Origin of the sequence: Pseudochrobactrum lubricantis, assembly GCF_041929865.1 — a bacterium.
In the GTDB taxonomy this organism is placed as follows: domain Bacteria; phylum Pseudomonadota; class Alphaproteobacteria; order Rhizobiales; family Rhizobiaceae; genus Pseudochrobactrum; species Pseudochrobactrum saccharolyticum.
Map to the genome: position 1 here is coordinate 411,140 of NZ_JBHEEE010000003.1, position 19,620 is coordinate 430,759.

The 19,620-nt window shown below is 51.5% G+C and carries 20 protein-coding genes; 4 read left to right on the plus strand and 16 right to left on the minus strand.

The window, feature by feature from the left end; translation table 11 throughout:
* Positions 1 to 242: 242 nt before the first annotated feature.
* From plsX to JNC80_RS09050, 3 genes are all read right to left on the minus strand, one after another.
* Positions 243 to 1,319 carry a phosphate acyltransferase PlsX gene (gene plsX / locus JNC80_RS09040; RefSeq protein ID WP_022710771.1) on the minus strand — a complete coding sequence of 359 codons (1,077 nt, stop codon included), beginning with the start codon at positions 1,317 to 1,319 and terminating at the stop codon, positions 243 to 245.
* Between the two features lie 335 nt (positions 1,320 to 1,654).
* Positions 1,655 to 2,230, minus strand: a complete 576-nt coding sequence (locus JNC80_RS09045) for a YceD family protein (protein ID WP_376710109.1) — start codon at positions 2,228 to 2,230, stop codon at positions 1,655 to 1,657.
* 56 nt (positions 2,231 to 2,286) lie between these two features.
* Entirely contained in the window at positions 2,287 to 2,826 is a 540-nt protein-coding gene (locus tag JNC80_RS09050) for a ubiquinol-cytochrome C chaperone family protein (RefSeq protein ID WP_376710141.1), read from the minus strand.
* 89 nt (positions 2,827 to 2,915) lie between these two features.
* Between JNC80_RS09050 and JNC80_RS09055 the strand changes: the two genes are divergently transcribed.
* A complete protein-coding gene (locus tag JNC80_RS09055; protein WP_075655863.1) occupies positions 2,916 to 3,428 on the plus strand; it encodes an outer membrane protein assembly factor BamE in 513 nt (170 codons plus the stop codon).
* A gap of 81 nt (positions 3,429 to 3,509) precedes the next feature.
* Here the strand turns inward: JNC80_RS09055 and JNC80_RS09060 are convergent, their stop codons facing one another.
* The 12 genes from JNC80_RS09060 to JNC80_RS09115 all read right to left on the minus strand — a co-directional run bounded on the left by JNC80_RS09060 (position 3,510) and on the right by JNC80_RS09115 (position 16,083).
* Positions 3,510 to 5,651, minus strand: coding sequence for a sodium-translocating pyrophosphatase (locus JNC80_RS09060; RefSeq protein ID WP_116088170.1), 2,142 nt, complete (start codon positions 5,649 to 5,651; stop codon positions 3,510 to 3,512).
* A 448-nt stretch (positions 5,652 to 6,099) separates the two neighbouring features.
* Positions 6,100 to 6,606 (minus strand): transcription antitermination factor NusB, encoded by a 507-nt coding sequence (nusB, locus tag JNC80_RS09065; RefSeq protein WP_075655648.1) that lies wholly within the window; start codon positions 6,604 to 6,606, stop codon positions 6,100 to 6,102.
* A gap of 1 nt (position 6,607) precedes the next feature.
* Positions 6,608 to 7,069: a 6,7-dimethyl-8-ribityllumazine synthase gene (locus JNC80_RS09070; RefSeq protein ID WP_028233523.1), complete on the minus strand. Its 462-nt coding sequence runs from the start codon at positions 7,067 to 7,069 to the stop codon at positions 6,608 to 6,610.
* Between the two features lie 135 nt (positions 7,070 to 7,204).
* Positions 7,205 to 7,420 carry a hypothetical protein gene (locus JNC80_RS09075; RefSeq protein WP_139316379.1) on the minus strand — a complete coding sequence of 72 codons (216 nt, stop codon included), beginning with the start codon at positions 7,418 to 7,420 and terminating at the stop codon, positions 7,205 to 7,207.
* A 62-nt stretch (positions 7,421 to 7,482) separates the two neighbouring features.
* Complete coding sequence (locus tag JNC80_RS09080) at positions 7,483 to 8,091, minus strand: riboflavin synthase (RefSeq protein WP_075655652.1); 609 nt, start codon at positions 8,089 to 8,091, stop codon at positions 7,483 to 7,485.
* Between the two features lie 26 nt (positions 8,092 to 8,117).
* Positions 8,118 to 9,290, minus strand: coding sequence for a bifunctional diaminohydroxyphosphoribosylaminopyrimidine deaminase/5-amino-6-(5-phosphoribosylamino)uracil reductase RibD (ribD, locus tag JNC80_RS09085; protein WP_022710483.1), 1,173 nt, complete (start codon positions 9,288 to 9,290; stop codon positions 8,118 to 8,120).
* 220 nt (positions 9,291 to 9,510) lie between these two features.
* Positions 9,511 to 9,993, minus strand: coding sequence for a transcriptional regulator NrdR (gene nrdR / locus JNC80_RS09090; RefSeq protein WP_022710482.1), 483 nt, complete (start codon positions 9,991 to 9,993; stop codon positions 9,511 to 9,513).
* A 213-nt stretch (positions 9,994 to 10,206) separates the two neighbouring features.
* The gene (gene glyA / locus JNC80_RS09095) at positions 10,207 to 11,514 is read right to left on the minus strand and encodes a serine hydroxymethyltransferase (protein ID WP_022710481.1); all 1,308 of its coding nucleotides are present in this window, start codon (positions 11,512 to 11,514) and stop codon (positions 10,207 to 10,209) included.
* 557 nt (positions 11,515 to 12,071) lie between these two features.
* On the minus strand, positions 12,072 to 13,379 hold the full coding sequence (locus tag JNC80_RS09100; protein WP_075655656.1) for a L,D-transpeptidase family protein: 1,308 nt from the start codon (positions 13,377 to 13,379) through the stop codon (positions 12,072 to 12,074).
* Positions 13,380 to 13,831: 452 nt separating this feature from the next.
* The gene (locus JNC80_RS09105) at positions 13,832 to 14,377 is read right to left on the minus strand and encodes a hypothetical protein (protein WP_225687574.1); all 546 of its coding nucleotides are present in this window, start codon (positions 14,375 to 14,377) and stop codon (positions 13,832 to 13,834) included.
* Positions 14,378 to 14,556: 179 nt separating this feature from the next.
* A complete protein-coding gene (locus JNC80_RS09110; RefSeq protein ID WP_075655865.1) occupies positions 14,557 to 14,988 on the minus strand; it encodes a DUF6163 family protein in 432 nt (143 codons plus the stop codon).
* Positions 14,989 to 15,015: 27 nt separating this feature from the next.
* The gene (locus JNC80_RS09115; RefSeq protein WP_376710142.1) at positions 15,016 to 16,083 is read right to left on the minus strand and encodes an enoyl-CoA hydratase/isomerase family protein; all 1,068 of its coding nucleotides are present in this window, start codon (positions 16,081 to 16,083) and stop codon (positions 15,016 to 15,018) included.
* A 214-nt stretch (positions 16,084 to 16,297) separates the two neighbouring features.
* On the opposite strand from JNC80_RS09115, the gene hemB reads away from it, so the two are divergent.
* From hemB to JNC80_RS09130, 3 genes are all read left to right on the plus strand, one after another.
* Positions 16,298 to 17,302 carry a porphobilinogen synthase gene (gene hemB, locus JNC80_RS09120; RefSeq protein WP_075655660.1) on the plus strand — a complete coding sequence of 335 codons (1,005 nt, stop codon included), beginning with the start codon at positions 16,298 to 16,300 and terminating at the stop codon, positions 17,300 to 17,302.
* A gap of 172 nt (positions 17,303 to 17,474) precedes the next feature.
* Positions 17,475 to 17,945, plus strand: coding sequence for an RDD family protein (locus JNC80_RS09125; protein ID WP_022710475.1), 471 nt, complete (start codon positions 17,475 to 17,477; stop codon positions 17,943 to 17,945).
* Positions 17,946 to 18,310: 365 nt separating this feature from the next.
* Positions 18,311 to 19,066 carry an arginyltransferase gene (locus JNC80_RS09130; RefSeq protein WP_376710110.1) on the plus strand — a complete coding sequence of 252 codons (756 nt, stop codon included), beginning with the start codon at positions 18,311 to 18,313 and terminating at the stop codon, positions 19,064 to 19,066.
* A gap of 111 nt (positions 19,067 to 19,177) precedes the next feature.
* Here JNC80_RS09130 and JNC80_RS09135 read toward each other — a convergent pair whose 3' ends face one another.
* The gene (locus tag JNC80_RS09135; RefSeq protein ID WP_376710111.1) at positions 19,178 to 19,606 is read right to left on the minus strand and encodes a GNAT family N-acetyltransferase; all 429 of its coding nucleotides are present in this window, start codon (positions 19,604 to 19,606) and stop codon (positions 19,178 to 19,180) included.
* Positions 19,607 to 19,620 lie beyond the last annotated feature (14 nt).

Here is a 19,620-nt window from a genome sequence, read left to right on the forward strand (position 1 = left end):
TCATATAAGGCGAATTTACGATAGAGCGGCTTACATGCAAGTTACATCACAGTACTCGCTCTATCTCCTTGTTTTTGCGCATGTCACTATCGGAAAACCGATCCCCGCTTTTCCGCAACATGCTCTAGAGCGATTTACGTCCAGATTGGATCACGGCGCTCGCTCTAGATTCTTTAGTTTGTCGCATTATCACTGCCGTCAAGTTGATCCAACTTGACTGTGAAATGCTTGAACTTAAAGGATCAGGCCGGTTTTGCAGTTGCGTCTGTCGTATCGCCAGCCGCTTCAGCATCATCAGCTTTGTAATGGCTGTAGAATGTGGTCAGATCCGCCTCGATCTTTTGCATAAGACCGTTGCGCACCATGTCATAGCCGACTTCAATCGCCGAGCAGAAGCCGTCAACATTGGCGCCGCCATGACTTTTGATGACCACGCCATTGAGACCAAGAAACACCCCGCCATTGACCTTGTTCGGATCCATCTTTTCCTTCAGACGGTTAAACGCGCCTTTGGCAAAAATATAACCGATCTTCGCCATCCATGTGCGGCTCATTGCACCGCGCAGATAGGCAGAAATCTGCTTGGCTGTGCCTTCGGCGGTTTTCAGCGCGATATTGCCGGAGAAACCTTCCGTCACAACAACATCCACGGTGCCTTTGCCGATATCATCGCCCTCGACAAAACCGTTATATTCAAAGCCCGGCAGCGGTGTTGCTTTCAAGGCAGCGCCCGCTTCCTTGATTGCATCCAGACCTTTGACTTCCTCAACACCAACATTGAGCAGACCGACTGTCGGACGCTTAATTTCAAACAGCGCGCGTGCCATACCGGCGCCCATCACCGAATAATCGATCAGCTGACGGGCATCCGCACCAATACTCGCGCCCACATCCAGTACAATGCTTTCGCCACGCGTAGTCGGCCAGATCGCCGCAATCGCCGGACGTTCAATATTGGCCATCATACGCAGGCAGAATTTTGCCATTGCCATCAGCGCACCGGTATTGCCTGCAGATACGCAAACATCGGCTTCGCCGTTTTTCACTGCTTCAATCGCCTGCCACATCGTGGATTTGCCGCGACCATTGCGCAAAGCCTGACTAGGCTTATCGTCCATCTGCACCGCGGTTTCGCTGATATGCAGCACCGATACAGCTTTCAGTTTAGGAAATTTATCCAGAAAAGGTTCGACCTGGCCTGCTAAGCCATAAAAAACAAACCGGATGTCAGGATGACGCTCCAGTGCATTCGCCGCAGCGGGGATAACCACTTCAGGGCCAAAATCGCCCCCCATAGCGTCAATAGAAATTGTGACCACTTGATCGTCCTATACCGGTCCTCACAAAACCACACGGGTTTGCCATAAAGGCTGCCTGTCCGGCATGATTTAAATGTATATTCCGCGCCCGCACAGCAAACGTGAATATCTTCGTCTTCTTCATCTGCGAAGTTGCAGCCCTATACAGCACTGCAACCCGCCCTGAATTTTGCAAAATAACTTTTTTGCCTGCGCGCACAACTTATTTTTAATTTTGGCACGCAGACAACATTCCGCGAAACGGCAGCTCCCACAGCATGTTTTTGAATATAAAGCACTTTACAGGCTTTGACTATTCAAATCACGCGGGGCATCCGCCGTTTGAAAACAGAATCTCAGTTTTTGTCACGCAGCTTGGCCAGACCGGCAAAAGGCGAATCCGGTTTGATGTCACTTGTGTCTTCATCTTCATCATCTTCGATGATTTCGATATAATCCGCCTCGGCTTTACGCGGATAAGGATCAAGTGCCAGTTCAAAGAATTCCTCAGCCACAGCGCCGATATCAATACGGTCACCTTCAAAGGTTTCCGGCATATCCGGCCCTTCGGCATCAATCAGCATTTCACCGCTTTCATCCAGACGGATGCGTGCAAGGCGGGAGTTTTCCGGTACGAAAACCGTATCCACTTCTTCACTGATCGTTGCATTGATCGGCTCGAGCGTCGCAACGCAAGCCTGCACGATCTGCGCTTCAATATGACCGCGCAGTTTAATGCCGTCTTTCTTCCAACGTGTAATCAGAAAATCTGCTGTGAATGAATCAACCGACAGCAATTCATGATTGGCAGCCAGAAGAGCACGCTCTTTCTCATTGGCTTCGATCTTAACGGTCATGCCCTTAGGCGGCACATGCGCCACCGGCACCGGATGGCTTAAGCCTGTATTGCCCGACCCGTTATGTTTAGTCATGATAAGTCCATTTCGTTTCAACGCCGGCGCAATACCGGCATTTGTATTTGTATTATTTATGCAAAGCTGAAGCTTGCTTCAAGGAAGCTGCTGTCCGGCTGCTCACGTAAATGCGCATGAACCTGCATCACATAAGCGGCCATTGCCTCACTATGCTCCCATTCTTTACCGGCCTCGGTCAGATCAGGACGCACATTACGGCCGAGAGCGACAGCCAATGCCGCGCTGTCATTCTTGTCGATTGCCTCAGCATAGCTGAGTACGCGGCCATAATACATGCGCGCCAGTTTTTTCATGCGCTTCGGCACGCCCTGATCGCCGATACCAAGTTCGCGCAGGGAATGGTCGACATCTTTGAAGAACTCCTCGGCAATGTCTTGCGTCAGTTCTTTCAGCGCGGAATTTTCAGATTTCAGCCGGTGCATCAGCAAAAACACATGTAAAGACAGCATTTCATAGCGGCCGATCGGCGTATCGGGCACAAGAAACTCCGCGTAAAAGCGTTTTTGTCGTGCTGCCGCCACGATTTTCTCATAAGCAGACAGTGTAATTGCTTCATTTACTCGGGATTTGCGTCTTAATAAATTAAGAATCATCATTTAACGCCCATGCTTTTGTTGCATCCGGATGCAAGGTGGTTTACCCAAGTTCATCTGGATACGGAAGTACCGTTGGGATAATGGTTATGGAGATGTCGTCGTTGCAGCGTATTTTCGCACAAAACCGCAGCAGAAGCTTGCTCATTACAGGCGCAGCCGTGCTTTTTTCGCTCGGGCTTGCCGGTTGCAATACCGCAAGCACGCTCAATCCTTCAGAAACTTTGACTGAAGGTTACGTCCTTGATGAACAGGCACTTGATTCTGTTCCTGTCGGTTCCAGCCGTGAGCAGGTTCTGCTGACGCTCGGCACCCCGTCAACAACTGCTACATTTGATAATGAAGTCTTCTACTATATTTCGCAGAAGCGTTATCGTGTTGCGCAGTTCATGGCGCCTAAAATCATCGACCGCCGCATTCTTGCTGTTTACTTCAACAAGGATGGCAAAGTTTCTCAGATCGCCCATTATGGTCTGCAGGATGGTAAAGTCTTCGACTTCATCTCCCGCACAACACCAACCGGCGGTAAAGATCAGAGCTTTATCGGTCAGCTCATTCAGGGCGTTGGCAAAATGCCGACCTCCCTGCCGGGTACGATCTAAAATATTTCTGCATGATTGCAGTGATAAGAACAAAAACGCCGGTGAGAATATCTCACCGGCGTTTTTCTTTACCTGCACGCTTTACTGATGCGCCAGTACTGCTAGCAGCAGCAATGCCACAATATTGGTAATCTTGATTGCCGGATTGACCGCCGGCCCTGCCGTATCCTTATAAGGATCGCCGACAGTATCACCGGTAACCGAAGCCTTATGCGCTTCCGAGCCCTTCATATGCTTCACACCATCGGCATCGGTAAAGCCATCTTCAAAGCTCTTCTTGGCATTATCCCATGCGCCGCCGCCGGAAGTCATGGAAATCGCCACGAACAATCCGTTAACGATCACGCCGAGCAGAGAAGCACCCAGTGCCGCAAAAGCGGAAGCCTTGGAGCCGGAGATCAGCAATACGCCGAAATAAACCACCAATGGCGCCAGCACAGGCAGCAAAGACGGGATAATCATCTCGCGGATCGCAGCCTTGGTCAGAATATCCACCGCACGGGCATAATCCGGCCGCTCCGTACCGCTCATGATACCCGGCTTTTCACGGAACTGACGACGTACTTCCTGCACCACCGATCCAGCAGCCCTCCCCACGGCAGTCATCGCAATACCGCCGAACAGATAAGGGATCAGACCACCGAAGATCAGTCCTGCAACCACATAAGGGTTGGAAAGGTCAAAAGAGACTGGTCCCATATCGCTGAAATACGGATAGTTCTGACTATTCGCTGCAAAGAATGCCAAATCATTGGAATAGGCTGCGAACAGCACCAAGGCTCCAAGACCGGCTGAGCCAATCGCATAGCCTTTGGTTACCGCCTTAGTCGTATTGCCTACAGCATCCAGCGCATCCGTTGCCTTGCGCACTTCCGGATCAAGCCCTGCCATTTCGGCAATACCACCGGCATTGTCGGTTACAGGGCCAAAGGCGTCGAGCGCCACGATCATACCGGCAATGCCGAGCATGGCTGTCACCGCAATCGCTGTGCCGAACAATCCGGCCAGCTGATAGGTGGTGATAATACCGAATACGATGACAATCGCAGGCAGTGCCGTTGATTCCAGTGACACAGCCAGTCCCTGAATGACATTGGTGCCATGTCCGCTGACGGAGGCCTGCGCAATCGAGTTGACCGGACGCTTGTTAGTGCCGGTATAATATTCCGTAATCACCACGATCAGACCGGTGACAATCAGACCAATCAGCCCGCAAATGAACAGGTTTGTACCGGTGATGGAAATACCGGCAACAGTACCGACCTCACCCCAGCCGATGGTCAGAGTGGTTGCTACTGCAAGCCCCACCACTGACAGCAGGCCGGTCGCAATCAACCCCTTATACAAAGCCCCCATAATGGAGTTATCCGTACCGAGCCGCACAAAGAATGTACCGGCAACGGATGTGAGAATACAAAGCCCGCAAATAGCCAGCGGATAGAGAATGATTACCGGCAGCAATGGCGTACCGGCAAAGAAAATCGCCGCCAGCACCATGGTTGCCACCACAGTTACCGCATAGGTTTCAAACAAATCCGCAGCCATACCGGCACAGTCACCGACATTATCGCCGACATTATCGGCAATCGTTGCCGGATTGCGCGGATCATCTTCGGGAATACCGGCCTCAACTTTGCCGACCAGATCGCCGCCGACATCGGCACCCTTGGTGAAAATACCGCCACCGAGACGGGCAAAGATGGAAATCAGCGAAGCACCGAAGCCAAGCGCCACCAAGGCATCAATCACCACACGGTCACCGGAAGCATAGCCCATCATCGCCGTGAGCCATGTGTAATAACCGGCAACGCCAAGCAGCGCCAAACCTGCCACCAGCATGCCTGTGACTGCACCGGCGCGAAACGCTATCTCCAACCCACCTGCCAGACTCATCGAAGCCGCCTGTGCTGTGCGCACATTGGCTCGCACGGAAACATGCATCCCGATAAAACCGGCCACGCCGGACAGAACCGCACCGATGAGAAAACCGAAGGCCGCATAGGCACCCAGCAACCACCATGTAATGAGAAAGACCACCGCACCAACGAAAAAGATCGTCATATATTGGCGTGCAAGATAGGCTTGTGCACCCTCGCGGATTGCTCCTGCAATTTCCTGCATCCGCGCATTACCCGCATCCGATGCCAGCACCGAGCGGATTGCCCAGCCTGCATAGACCAGTGCGAGAATGCCACAAATAAGAATGAGTATGAGAACTGCCATGCGTATTCCCCTTATTCTTCGGCCTTTATAATTCCGGAATGAGAACCGGATTATCTCCCGATAACGGAGGACGGCATGGAGCAAGGTACAGCAGTCATTTAAAGCGCGAAGTGCGCTTCTGAAAATGCTCACAGTCTGTTCAGACAGCAACAGAGGGCAGTTATTTCAGTTCAGAGTCCGGCAGTTTGATTTACCCCATAATCCTGCTCTGAAATCTCTCAGTCTTCAGGATTATGTTTCGTTCAGCATCTGTCTGATCAGCATGCTTCAGGCTTGTCTTCCGGTATTCTGTGCGCAGGATGCGAAAGCCTGTAACAAAGGTCAAGTGCCTGTTTTAAAAACGGTAACAGCGCAAGTACCGGCAATATAAAAAAAGCCGGCACAATATTGTACCGGCTCTGATGGCTTTAAAATGCATTGCAAAGGCAATCACCTCTGCCAAACACCGTCAGCGCGGTGTTTTTCTGGTTCCGCGGCTCTCGCCACGAATTTCAAATGCCAGACGATCCAGCACAGCATTGACGAGTTTCGGCTCGTCCTCTTCGTAAAAAGCCTTGGCAATATCTACATATTCCGAGACGATAACGGCTGTCGGCACTTCTTTTTTAGTGCGCAATTCCCAGATACCCGCACGCAAAATCGCACGCAGGGTCGAATCAAGGCGCGACAGCGGCCAGTCTTCGGTCAGCGACTGGCGGATCATCGGATCGAGCACACGCTGGTCGGCAACCACGCCGGCAATAATAGCGCGGAACCATTGCGGGTCAGCTTCCAGATACTGATCGCCGTCAATATCTTTGCCGAGGCGGAAATTTTCATATTCAGCAGCAATGTCCAGCACGCCGGTGCCGGTGACTTCCATCTGATACAGTGCCTGAACGGCAGCAAGGCGTGCAACGCCTCGCTTATTGGCGGTGCGCGGCGCATTCTGCGGCGTCGCATGAGGGGCGGTCATATCAGACTCCAAATTTTTTCTGTAAATCAATCATCGTCAGGGCAGCGCGCGCTGCAAAACCGCCCTTATCTTTTTCACTGCGTTTGGCGCGGGCCCAGGCCTGCTCTTCATTTTCAACAGTGAGAATGCCATTACCGATCGCAATGCTTTCCGCCACAGACAGGTCTGTCAATGCGCGAGAGGATTCATTGGCAACGATTTCAAAATGATAGGTCTCGCCGCGAATGACGGTGCCAAGCGCAACATAACCATCATATTCTGTGCCGCCACCGGCTTCAGCATCGAGAGCGAAAGAGATAGCCGCAGGAACTTCAAGAGCGCCCATGACCGTCACAATATCATAAGTCGCACCGGCTTCATCCAGCGCCGCTTTGGCACCATCCAGAAGCGCGTCAGAAAGCGCATCGTAAAAACGGGCTTCAACAATCAGAATATGCGGCGGATAGGCCAGATTTCCGGTCATCTCATTCTCCATAATCAGCTGCCTTTAAAGCAATTGAATCCACGACTACCAGAGCGGTTTATCTGAAACTGCCACAGGTCAAGAACACTGTATCCTCTCCCGCAGGCACAGGCTGCTTACGGGAACGTATATAAATCATATTCTATAGAAACCTGCGGCACTTACAATGTAAGCAGCCATACATTTTTCAATATGCTTTTTGCCCGCAACAACAGCGAGACCCTGCTGCGACAGATCAATCTGCACAACTGAGTTAAAGCAACGCCTGAACGGTAATGACTGCTGCTCTACAGCATTGCGGCTGAAAAGTAATCCCTGTTTGCAGCTTTTCAGTGATTTTGTCGCACGCATAAAACAAAGATGCCGCTTATCTGCATAAGCGGCATTCCGTCCGGTTGTCACAAAAAAGATATTTATGCCTTAAACTGCGCAAGGCGGGCTGCATAACGCGCCAGCTGGTCGATCTCGATATTGATCTTATCGCCGACCTGACGTGTGCCCCATGTGGTCACTTCCAGCGAATGACGGATCAGCAGCACATCAAATTCATTGCCGTTAACGCCATTGACTGTCAGCGACGTGCCGTCCAGTGCCACGGAGCCCTTCTGCGCGATAAACGGCGCCAGATTTTCCGGTGCGCGGATGGTAAAGCGCACTGCCTCACCTTCCTGCTGAATATTGATAATTTCCGCCATGGCATCGACATGGCCGGATACCAAATGACCGCCCATTTCATCGCCAAGCTTCAGCGAACGCTCCAGATTGATTTTGCGTCCGGCTTTCCATTCGCTGATCGTGGTCAGACGCAGGGCTTCTTCCCATGCTTCCACTTCAAACCAGCAGGCATTGCTTTCAATATCCGGCAGGCGGGTCACAGTCAGACACACACCCGAACAGGCAATAGATGCACCGATCTCAATGGTTTTCGGGTCATAATGCGTATCAATACGCAGTCTTACACCTTCATCCATCGGGCTGATTTCAGCAACTTCACCGATATCTGTAACAATGCCTGTAAACATAAGAAATCCTTCTCATTCCCTGCTTATCAAAAACCTGCTTTGCGCTTGTATTCACTCAAAACATCTGACGCAAAATGGCTTTCGCCGGTTTTGACAAAATCCGCATCAATGAAAGCCTGCAAACCCTCAACCGCCAGCGCCTGACCATCTCCGTTGGAAAGGATCGGGTTCGGCCCGTCAAAAATCATCAGCTTATCAACCAGTCCCTGTGCAAGAAAAGCCTGCGCAACGACTGCGCCGCCTTCTACCATGACTGTGGCAATGCCCTGCGCTGCTAGGTCATCCAGCAGTTCCGGCAGAGCGATTTTTTCATCCTCGCATTCCGTCGCCAGAATGCGGCAGCCGGCTTCAATCAGCTGCTGGCGTTTTGCCGGATCAGCATTATTGCTGGCAGCAATCCACAAAGGCACCTGACGCGCGGAACGCACCAGTTTGGATGTGAGCGGAATACGCAACTCGCTGTCGAGAATAACGCGGATCGGCGAACGATCCTGCAACCCCGGCAAACGGGTATTCAGCACCGGATCATCCGCAATGACTGTTCCGACACCGATCATAATCGCATCGGTCTGGGCGCGACGCATATGCACCTGCGCAATACTGACCGCACCGGTAATGGCAATCTGCCCACGCCCGACGCAGCCGACATAGCCGTCAACCGACAGTGCCAGCTTCAGCATCACTTCCGGACGTTTGCGGAAAGAGCGCGACAGATAACCTGCCAGCTCATCGTCGCCCTGCTCGCGGCAAACATCGGTGACAACTTCCAGCCCTGCATCGCGCAAAATCTGATAACCACGCCCTGCAACACGCGGATCAGGATCGCTGCTGGAAGCAACCACACGCTTGATGCCTGCAGTGACCAGTGCGGATGCGCAAGGCGGTGTATGGCCGTGATGGGCGCAAGGCTCCAGCGTGACATAGGCGGTTGCGCCCTTTGCCAGTTCTCCGGCTTCAGCCAGTGCCTGTGTTTCGGCATGCGGACGGCCGCCTTCAGCCGTCACACCGCGACCAACAATCACCGGCCCGTGGCCGTTATCCGCCACTATCAGCGTCGCCACAGAAGGATTGGTTCCCGTAATACCAAGATGGCGGCGTGAATAGCGGATTGCAGCCGCCATAAAGCGCTTATCAAGCTCCGATGCACTTCCCTCGCCAGAATGGGTCTGACGGGCTGTCGCGTTCTGAGGTTCATTCATATGCCAAATTCCAGTACGGAGTGTTTTGTACCGCCTGCCTTTAAGCCAAACAGATTCAAAACCTATTTACTTTAACACGCATCTGACCCGAAACAATTTTCAGTTGCCAATATGCATTCAGTTCACAAGAGGCATCAGGTTCAACGAACATCCATGCCTCAAATTCTTATTCAAAAGCAGAATTCTGCCCAAAGCCAGAGCACATTAAGCGCTCTGAACTTTAATCCTCATTGCTCGATGATGCAGCATTTTCCGGATGGCCAAGCTCATCAATGACATTGTGGAAGTCTTTGGCAACACTGAAATTGCGATAAACAGAAGCGAAACGGATATAGGCGATATCGTCCACGCCCTTCAGTGCTTCCATTGCCAGACGGCCGATCTCTTCCGACGGAATTTCAACCTCGCCGGAACTTTCCAGCTGGCGCACGATGCCCGAAACAGCGCGTTCCACGCGGTCACTGTCAACCTCACGCTTGCGCAGCGCAACCTGCACTGAGTGCATCAGCTTATCGCGGTCGAAAGGCACACGGCGGCCGCTTTTCTTGACCACCATCAGTTCGCGCAATTGTACGCGCTCAAAAGTCGTGAACCTGCCGCCACATACAGAACAGACGCGACGTCTGCGGATGACTGAACCGTCTTCCGCCGGACGGGAATCTTTGACCTGCGTATCTTCAGACTGACAAAACGGACAGCGCATGGCTCAACTCTCAACTTGTTACCGCGCCTTGCAGCACGGCAGCCATTCCAGCCTGACAGGTTGTAAACGACTATAATTCACTCAGATTGAAATTATCTAAAGCAGATAGGCTGCTTTGTCATCAGCTATGTCCGGCAAGCTGCACAGACAAAAACGCCGCGTAACACTTATGTGATACGCGGCGTCTGAAATTACAACATAGTCACAACCGGCTTAGCCCAGATAGCCATACATCGGGAAGCCTTCGGTCAGCTCCACAACTTTTTTCTGAACAGCCTGTTCAACAGCCGCATTGCCTTCATCAGAATTGGCAGCTTTAAGACCGTCGAGCACTTCAGTGATCATATCACCGATCTGTTCGAATTCCTTGATACCGAAGCCGCGGGTCGTACCGGCCGGTGTGCCGAGACGGATACCGGAGGTTACAAAAGGCTTCTCAGGATCGAACGGAATACCGTTTTTGTTGGTGGTGATATTGGCACGGCCTAACGCTGCTTCAGCGCGTTTGCCGGTCGCATTTTTCGGACGCAGGTCAACCAGCATCAGATGGTTGTCGGTACCGCCGGAAACGATATCGAGACCGTTTTTCTTCAGGTTCTCTGCCAGAGCCTTGGCATTTGCCACAACATTCTGCGCATAGAGCTTGAATTCAGGCTGCAGTGCTTCTGCCAGTGCAACCGCTTTACCGGCAATCACGTGCATCAGCGGGCCGCCCTGAAGACCCGGGAATACAGCCGAGTTGAATTTCTTGGCCAGATCACCATCATTGGTCATAATCATACCACCGCGCGGGCCGCGCAGGGATTTGTGGGTGGTGGTGGTGCAGACATGCGCATGCGGCACTGGTGACGGATGCACACCGGCAGCAACCAGACCGGCAATATGCGCCATATCCACCATCAGATATGCACCGACTTCATCGGCGATTTCACGGAAACGCTTCCAGTCCCAGATACGGGAATAGGCAGTACCACCAGCCAAAATCAGTTTAGGCTTATGTTCGCGGGCAAGACGTGCCACTTCGTCCATATCCAGCAGGTGATCGTCTTCACGCACACCATAGGATACGACATTGAACCATTTACCGGACATATTGACCGGAGAACCGTGGGTCAGGTGACCACCGGAATTCAGATCCAGACCCATGAATGTATCGCCCGGCTGTAACAGCGCGAGGAATACAGCCTGATTCATCTGGCTGCCGGAATTTGGCTGCACGTTGACGAATTCTGCGCCGAACAGTTTCTTCGCACGTTCAATCGCCAGTTCTTCAACGATATCAACATACTGGCAGCCGCCATAATAGCGCTTACCCGGATAACCTTCGGCATATTTATTGGTGAGGATTGAACCCTGAGCTTCAAGCACTGCGCGGGAAACGATATTTTCCGATGCAATCAGCTCGATTTCGTGACGCTGACGGCCAAGCTCCTTACGGATTGCGCCGAAAATTTCAGCATCCGCTTCTTCAAGACCCTTATTAAAGAATGCTTCGAGAGAAGCACTGTTCGCCTGCGACATATCCTATTCCCTTCCGGTTCCCGGTCAATTTCCCAGTCAAAAGTCAATCAGACACCATTCCCGCCGCCTGTATGCGACGATCATGGAATTCCTCGCTATTTTTTTGACGCGTATCTTATCCGAAAACCGGTTCCCGCTTTTCGGGATACGCTCAATGTCTGTCCGCATATCAAAATGCGAAACAAAAAGCACGTAAATTCAATGCTGTTTAAGGGTTGAAGCTGCTCCGGCAGTAAACGATTTATCGGAGCCGCTCTAACTCTTTTTTACGCATTATCCTACGCAAAACCGCTTCGCACTTTTGCTGGAAATGCTCTAGCCCATTCCTATGTCGGGTGGCAATATCACACTTGTAACACCTGCTCCATGGCCAACAGGCGATATGCCATGACGTAAAACGGCTAAAGTCCCATTTATATCGTTTAAATACAAAAAAGCCGCCCGAAGGCGGCTTTAAATTCAGACGATTATTAACAGACCATGCTTCTGCTTAGCCATCCGGCTGGTGCATTTTTTGCAACTGCACCAGCATTATTGCGACCTCAGGCTGTGCAAGATCAGATCGCTGTACCGATTGCCAGCTCCGAAGCACCGTCCATCTTGTAAATATCATCACGGAACTGCGGAATACCGTCACCGGTAGACCATGCGGAAATATAGACAAAATACAGTGCCACAGGGTCAGCCACCTGAATCGGATTATTCTGACCGCTTTTAATCGTGTCTTCGATGGTCTGACGATCCCAGCCGCCGGTATTTTTCAGCAGCCACACATCCAGATCGCGGATATTCTGCACGCGGATACAGCCTGACGAGTCGAAACGCATCAGATTGTTGAAAGTGCCCTTCTGTGGCGTATCATGCATATAAACAGCATGGCTGTTATGGAAATTGATCTTGGTCGAAGCCATGGCATTGATCTTGCCCGGATCCTGACGGAACATCAGCTTCACTGCATCTTCCGTGTTCCAGTCAACGGTTTCCGGCGGAACTTCCTGCCCCTGACCATCGTAAAGACGGATTTTGTTCTTGGTCAGATATTGCGGATCTTTACGCATCAAAGGAATGATATCCTTGCGGATGATCGACTTTGGCGCTGTCCAGTATGGATTGAGGATCACTTCATGGATTTTAGAAGTCAGGATCGGTGTCTGGCGATCGATCTTACCGACAACGGCGGTATGGCGCTGCACTACGCGGCCATTTTCAATCGCCTCGATCTGTGCTGCCGGAATATTGACCATGACAAAGCGTGTCTGATCGACATTGGCCAGCGAGCCAAGACGCTGCAGATTGGTATTCAGCTGACCAAGACGGACATCGGCACTGACATTGAGCGCTTTATAGGTCACATCGCCCATCACGCCGTCAGCAGGCAGACCATGGCGTGCCTGAAAGCGCTTCACGGCCGCATCCACATAAGTATCAAAAGAATTGGAAGCACCGATGCCCTGAGGCAGATCGCCGGAGATCATCAGGCGCTGACGCAGGATCGGCACAACCTGACTTTTCATGCCCAGACGCAGGCGCTCATTGCCCGGCACAACCGGCCAGCCGCCATTAGCGACAATATTATTATACTGATTGATCGCTTCGCTGATATAATTCAGCGTCTGCGGGCTCATAATCGGCTGATTGGTGGCGATAGCTTTGGCACCGCCGGTGCCGCGTGCATCGAATGTATCGTTCCAGTTACCGCGACGGCCGGATGACAGCACATCATTCAGGCCGACAGCCTGAGCAAGTGCCGCAGAAGAAACTGCCGGTACCGACAAAGCAGCCAGTCCCAGACCGGCAGCGCCCCGCAAAAACAAACGGCGGTCAAGCGCCTTGGTTGTTTTGCTGTCTTTTACATTATGCTTCATTCTTTGATCCTCAATCCGCCGTAACAGGACGTGGCACACCGGAAGCTTGCCGCATGACACAGGCATATCAGCAGAAAAGCTCTAAGCGCTCTGCGCTCCAGAACATTCCCAATCTAAAACTAAGTATTGGAGATGCTCTGTCGCTTTATTAAGCTCTATACGCGCATCTTATCCGAAAACCGGTTCCCACTTTTCGGGATGCGCTCAACTTTAACTCTGAAACTAAAACAAACCCGAATAGCAGTATAACTGACTGAACACGCATCAGTTGCCTAAACACAAAACATCCTGCCGGACTTTACCGCTATAATCAGTTTTGTGGCTTAAACATGTCTGCGGGTATTCCGGCAAGTCATTACATTCATCACAAACTGAAAATTATTATTGCAGATAAGCTTAATAAGTGAATGTGGCCATTTCGCAACGATCAGAACTGCCCCCCCCTGTCGGCATTACAGCTCAGCAGGTCTGCCATGCATGTGGCTGAATTTTTGCAGGCGTCGCAAAGAGTTATGCATAGAGGCGAGACGTGCGGCATCCGGCACTTCCCTGCCCGATGTCTCCAGAAACACAAAAGTATAGAGCTCATAGAGACCGTCTGCCACTGCCTGCCCTTTTTCAGTAAGCGCAAGAACCGCCAGATCTGCTCCGCCCGCCGCCGTCTCATCCGCAGCGGAAGTCACATAGCCTTGCGCAAACAGGCTTGCCAGCATCACCACCGATTGTGATGTGACGGGTTCAACCATCCGATAAAGCTGGACAGTATCACGCAGACCAAGACTGATACAAAACAGCATCAATGCCTGCTCGGCATTCAGCGGATAATCCTGACGGCCGGAAAAAGCATCGTCAAAAAATGCCAGAACCCGCTTATAATGCCGGTTCAGCTGCCGCTCCACTTCCAGACACAGAACCTGCAAGCCTGTTCCTTCACCGGAACGGGAACCTGCATGCCCCATACCGGATAATGATGTCTGAAACGGCTCTTGCGTTTGCATGCAGCTTGTCTCCGCTTTTCCAAAGCACAAGATCAGCCCATCGCCTCCGAATGCGGAGCGCGCAGAAAACTGAAATTTGCCTGAGGAGACTTTAAGAAACAGCGGTGAACTTCGGCTTAAGCCACAGGGCTAACAACTGGTTAACAACCGGCTCTCTCAATCCGGTCATTATTCCAGCTTTAGCGGACAGGCGTTGCCAGTGCACGTTTCCCCTGCAAAAACAGGCCGATACGAAAAGCGATATAGATCAGCAGAAACGCAATATTGACGGCTGCCAGCGCCGGAAAATATTCAAAGAACCGTGCAAAAACTGTGTAAATCAAGGCCTGAGCCACAGCCGTAATCACCCATAGCACAGCGCCCCATGAGGCACGGATCCACAGGCCGGTCGCAACAATCGGCAGCGCAATCGCGAGACTCACACAGATTGTCTGCCATTGCCACGGCATCAGATCGAAACGCCATAGCAGACCCGGATAAAGGCCGATCAGCCGCAACCAGTAATAAACACCGCCGACAAGACAAACCAGCGCGACAAAGCGGATAAACAGAATGAACCAGCTATGCAGGGCTGAATCTCCCGTGCGCAGTCTCAGCTGATCGTCCATCATGCGGCTCATTACCCTTGTTTAATGTCTTTAACTGTTTAGAAAATCCGGTAATTGCACCTGCGCCAATGTTGCAGGGCTCCATAGCGGATTACCGGTCTTGTCGATCAGAACAGCGCCGACACCGGCATAGAAATCATGCCCTTGCAGCAGAATCTCTGCCAGAGCGTACTCTATTTGCATCTGTCTATCCAAGCGTGCGCTATAGCTCAGCTCTTTGTTTGCACGAATAAATGCTTCCGCATCCTGAAATAGTGTAAAAATTGCTTTCAGACTGGTTGGCGAACGCTTCCCCAGCAGTTCTGCAATGGCTGCGGCTTTCTCATTGCCTGCCTGTCCGGCGTCTGAGAATTGCGCCAGAACCTGCTCAGCACTCTCCGCCTTACAGCATCGGGCAATCAGCGCCCTGTCCTGTTCCGGCATTTCCCAGTCGGGCACATCCGACTGCATAGACAGAAGTATATCATCCGGCTGTTCACCGCCGATCAGCCGCTCACGCAATACCGCCAGTTGTTCAGCTTTCAGCGCGTGCGTGGCAATCCCGCTCTGCAAACAATCGCCCCAGCGGATCGCCGAGCCGGTTAAGCCGAGATAAAAGCCGAACTTGTCCGGCAAGGCAGGTAAAAACGCACTGCCGCCGACATCGGTGAAAAAACCGATCCCGCTTTCCGGCATAGCAAAAAGTGTATTTTCCGTCACAATCCGGTGTGAACCATGAACGGATATTCCGGCACCACCACCCATGGTAATCCCGTCAAGTAAAGCAATATAAGGTTTTTTATAGGAGCCGATGAGACGGTTGAGGCGATATTCATCCTGGAAGAAATCATAGGCAGGCGCACCGTTTCTGCCTGCATGATAGGCAGCCACAACGTCACCACCGGCACAGAATGCACGCCCTTCGCCTTCAACAATCACAGTTTTCACCTGAGGATCATCTGCCCAATGCTGCAATGCACGCTCCATTGCCTGCACCATTTTGTGTGTCAGAGCATTCAGCGCTTTCGGACGGGTCAGCCGGATCAGCCCTGCAGAACCTTGCATAGTAAAAGCAATTTCATCATCGCCGCCGAAATTCTCCTTGAAATCAGATATCATCACGCCGCTTCCTCCGCTCTGATGCACCTTATTCATTGATTTTCCTCTCCCGCATTGAAGCATGATTCATAAGTGAGTAAAGCAAGCGCGGCAATGTTTCACACCTCAAAAATTGTTTTTATCAAGCTGTAACCACGATTTGGGTGTTAAGGCTCCCTCATCGAAGTCTGCACTGCAGGAAATTGCAGTTTCATAGGCCGAAATACGGAAAGACATGATGCGTAACATTGATGAGATCACCCAAAGCCGCCGCCTGCGCCGTACGCGCCGTACCGAATGGTCACGCCGTCTGGTTCAGGAAAACAGTTTAAGCGTCAATGATCTGATCTGGCCGTTCTTTGTCTGTGAAGGCAGCAATGTCGCCTCGCCGATTGCCGCAATGCCGGGTGTTCATCGTTATTCCGTGGATATGGCTGTACGTCAGGCTGAAAAAGCTGCAAAACTCGGCATTCCGGCCATCGCACCTTTCCCGAATGAACCGGCGCGGATTAAAACGCAGGACGGCTCCTATATTGGCAATCCTGACAATCTCATCAATTCGGTGACCCGCGCGATCAAAAAGGAAATTCCGGAAATCGGCATTATTACCGATGCCGCGCTCGATCCTTTCACCACAGACGGTCATGACGGCATTTTGCGCGACGGTATTATTCTCAATGATGAATCCGTTGAGATGGTTGTGCGCGGTGCGCTGGCACAAGCTGAAGCCGGTGCGGATATTATTGCTCCTTCCGATATGATGGACGGCCGTATCGGCGCAATCCGCGATGCACTGGATGCCAATGGTTTCCAGCATTTGCCGATCATGTCCTATGCCACCAAATTCGCTTCCGCTTTCTACGGTCCTTACCGTGAAGCGATCGGCACGGCAGGTGTGCTGAAAGGCGACAAGAAAACCTATTATCTTGATCCGGCCAATACGGATGAAGCGCTGCGCGAAGCCGAGCAGGATGTGCTGGAAGGCGCGGATATGCTGATGGTCAAGCCGGGTCTGCCTTATCTCGACATTATCCAGCGTATCAAAAGCCAGTTTGCCCTGCCGACCTTCGCCTATCAGGTCTCCGGCGAATATGCGATGATCAAAGCGGCCGGTCAGAATGGCTGGATCGACGAAGAGAAAGTCATGCTGGAAAGTCTGCTGGCATTCAAACGTGCCGGTTGCGACGGTATTCTCACTTATTTCGCTCTGGAAGTGGCTGAGAAACTCAAAAACGCCTGATCCCGTCTATGTTTTTTAAAAGCGCATTCCGCCATCGGCAGTATGCGCTTTTTTATATGGGATTGCATTAGAGGGCTTACCGGCAGAGGGCTTACCGGCGGGCAATCTTGAAATCGGCACCGCGGCTTCCTATCTCCTTGTTTGTAAGTTTAAAAGGAGAAACCATAAGCCGATGAATGACCGAACAATCAATAATGATATTGTTCTGCCGCGTTTTGAAGACCGCCGCCTCTATGAAGGTGTGCGCACCAGACGTGTATTCGCCTTTCTGATCGACTATTTCATTGTGCTTTTGCTGTGTATCCCTGTCGCGATCATCATCGCTTTTCTGGGTATTCTGACGCTGGGTCTGGGCTGGATGCTCTATGGTATCCTGTTGCCGCTGGTGGCGCTGCCTTATGTATATTTTACAGTCGGCGGACGTAATAAAGCCACCACAGGCATGCGAATGATGGGTATTCGCATCGAGCGTATGGACGGCAATCCGGTTGACGGCCTGTTTGCGGTGGTTCACTCGGTTTTGTTCTGGGCTTCCTGCACAGTGCTTACCCCGCTTATCCTGCTCGCGACCCTGTTTCTGGATTATAAACGCGGCGTACATGATATGCTGCTCGGCGCGGTGATTATCCGTACCAATCCGTAACAAGACGACAAACTGAATATGAACAGCGCGGGTATTTCCGCGCTGTTTGCATTACCAGCTTTTTTATCGCCTTTTATGCACTATGAAGGGCTAAGGCATTTCACAGTCAAGTTGGATCAACTTGACGGCAGTGATAATGCGACAAACTAAAGAATTTAGAGCGAGTGCTGTGATCCAATCTGGATGTAAACCGCTCTGGAACGAGTTTTGCGCACCCAAAGAGGAACCTGACGCTCTAAATCACAAAAGCGGGATTTTACATATCTTCGTTTTCAATTATTATTAACCACTCTGCAGGCCTTTAACTGCACAATTACAGACGTGAATTTTACAATTCGTCTTTATTGCGTTTTGACAGGCGAAACATGACACAACATCAACCGCAACCGCAGCAATTTTATCTCACCGCCCCGTCTGAATGTCCTTATCTGGACAATCGCGCAGAGCGGAAGGTTTTTACACATCTGGTTGGCAGCCGCGCGCCGGAACTCAATGATCTGCTGACACAGGCCGGCTTCCGTCGTTCGCAAAATATCGCCTATCGACCCGCCTGTGAAAACTGCAATGCCTGCGTGTCCGTGCGCATTCTCGCCGGCGAATTTCAGATGACGCGCTCCATGCGCCGCATCTGGAAACGCAATCAGGATCTCATTGGTTTTGCCAATAAGGCTGAGCCGAGTTCCGAGCAATATTCCCTGTTCCATGATTATCTCAATCACCGCCACCATAATGGCGGTATGTCGGAAATGTCCGTACTTGATTATGCAATGATGGTTGAGGACAGCCATGTGAACACGCAGATCATCGAATATCGTATGCGTGGCGCTGATACGATGATTACCGGCAAAGGCGAAGGCCCGCTGATTGCTGCTGCCCTTACCGATGTGATGGGGGACGGCGTGTCGATGGTCTATTCGTTCTTCAATCCGGAGCTGGCTGACCGCTCACTCGGCACCTATATTATTCTCGACCATATTATGCGCTGCAATGCGCTTGGCCTGCCGCATGTTTATTTGGGCTACTGGGTCAACGGCTCCGAAAAGATGCATTATAAAACCCGCTTCAAGCCGCAGGAACATCTCACAACCAATGGCTGGCTACGCACAGACATTGCAGAATAAATCAAAACACCCGCATGAGAGCCATGCGGGTGTTTTGATATTAAGCAATAAATTCAATTTGCTAGATGATAAATCTCACAATGAGATTCATATATTTTTGCGCAACATGCTTCAGCTTTTACGCCCTACTTTGTAGGCCATGCCGATTGAAGCAGGTGTAACCGGCGAAAAACCGTATTGCGCATAAAGATGCTGTGCAGGACCATCAGCGATCAGGCTGACATAGGCACTCTCCGGTGCATGTTCATCCAGATAGGCTTTGATCTCAAGCATAATCCGTTTGCCAAGTCCCTGCCCCTGATAGTCAGGCAGCACCGCAATATCGCAAACCTGATAGGTTGTGCCGCCGTCACCGATGACGCGTCCCATGCCGATGATCTGATCACCATCGACAATCTGCACGGCGAATAATGAATTCTTCAGACCGCGCTCGGCTGCGTCTGTTGTTTTTGCACTGAGGCCGCTGGCAGTGCGCAGATGACAATAAGTTTGCACATCCGGAATCTGATGCAGCACCTGATATTTTGATTCAGCAGGCATGGCTAAAGGTTTCT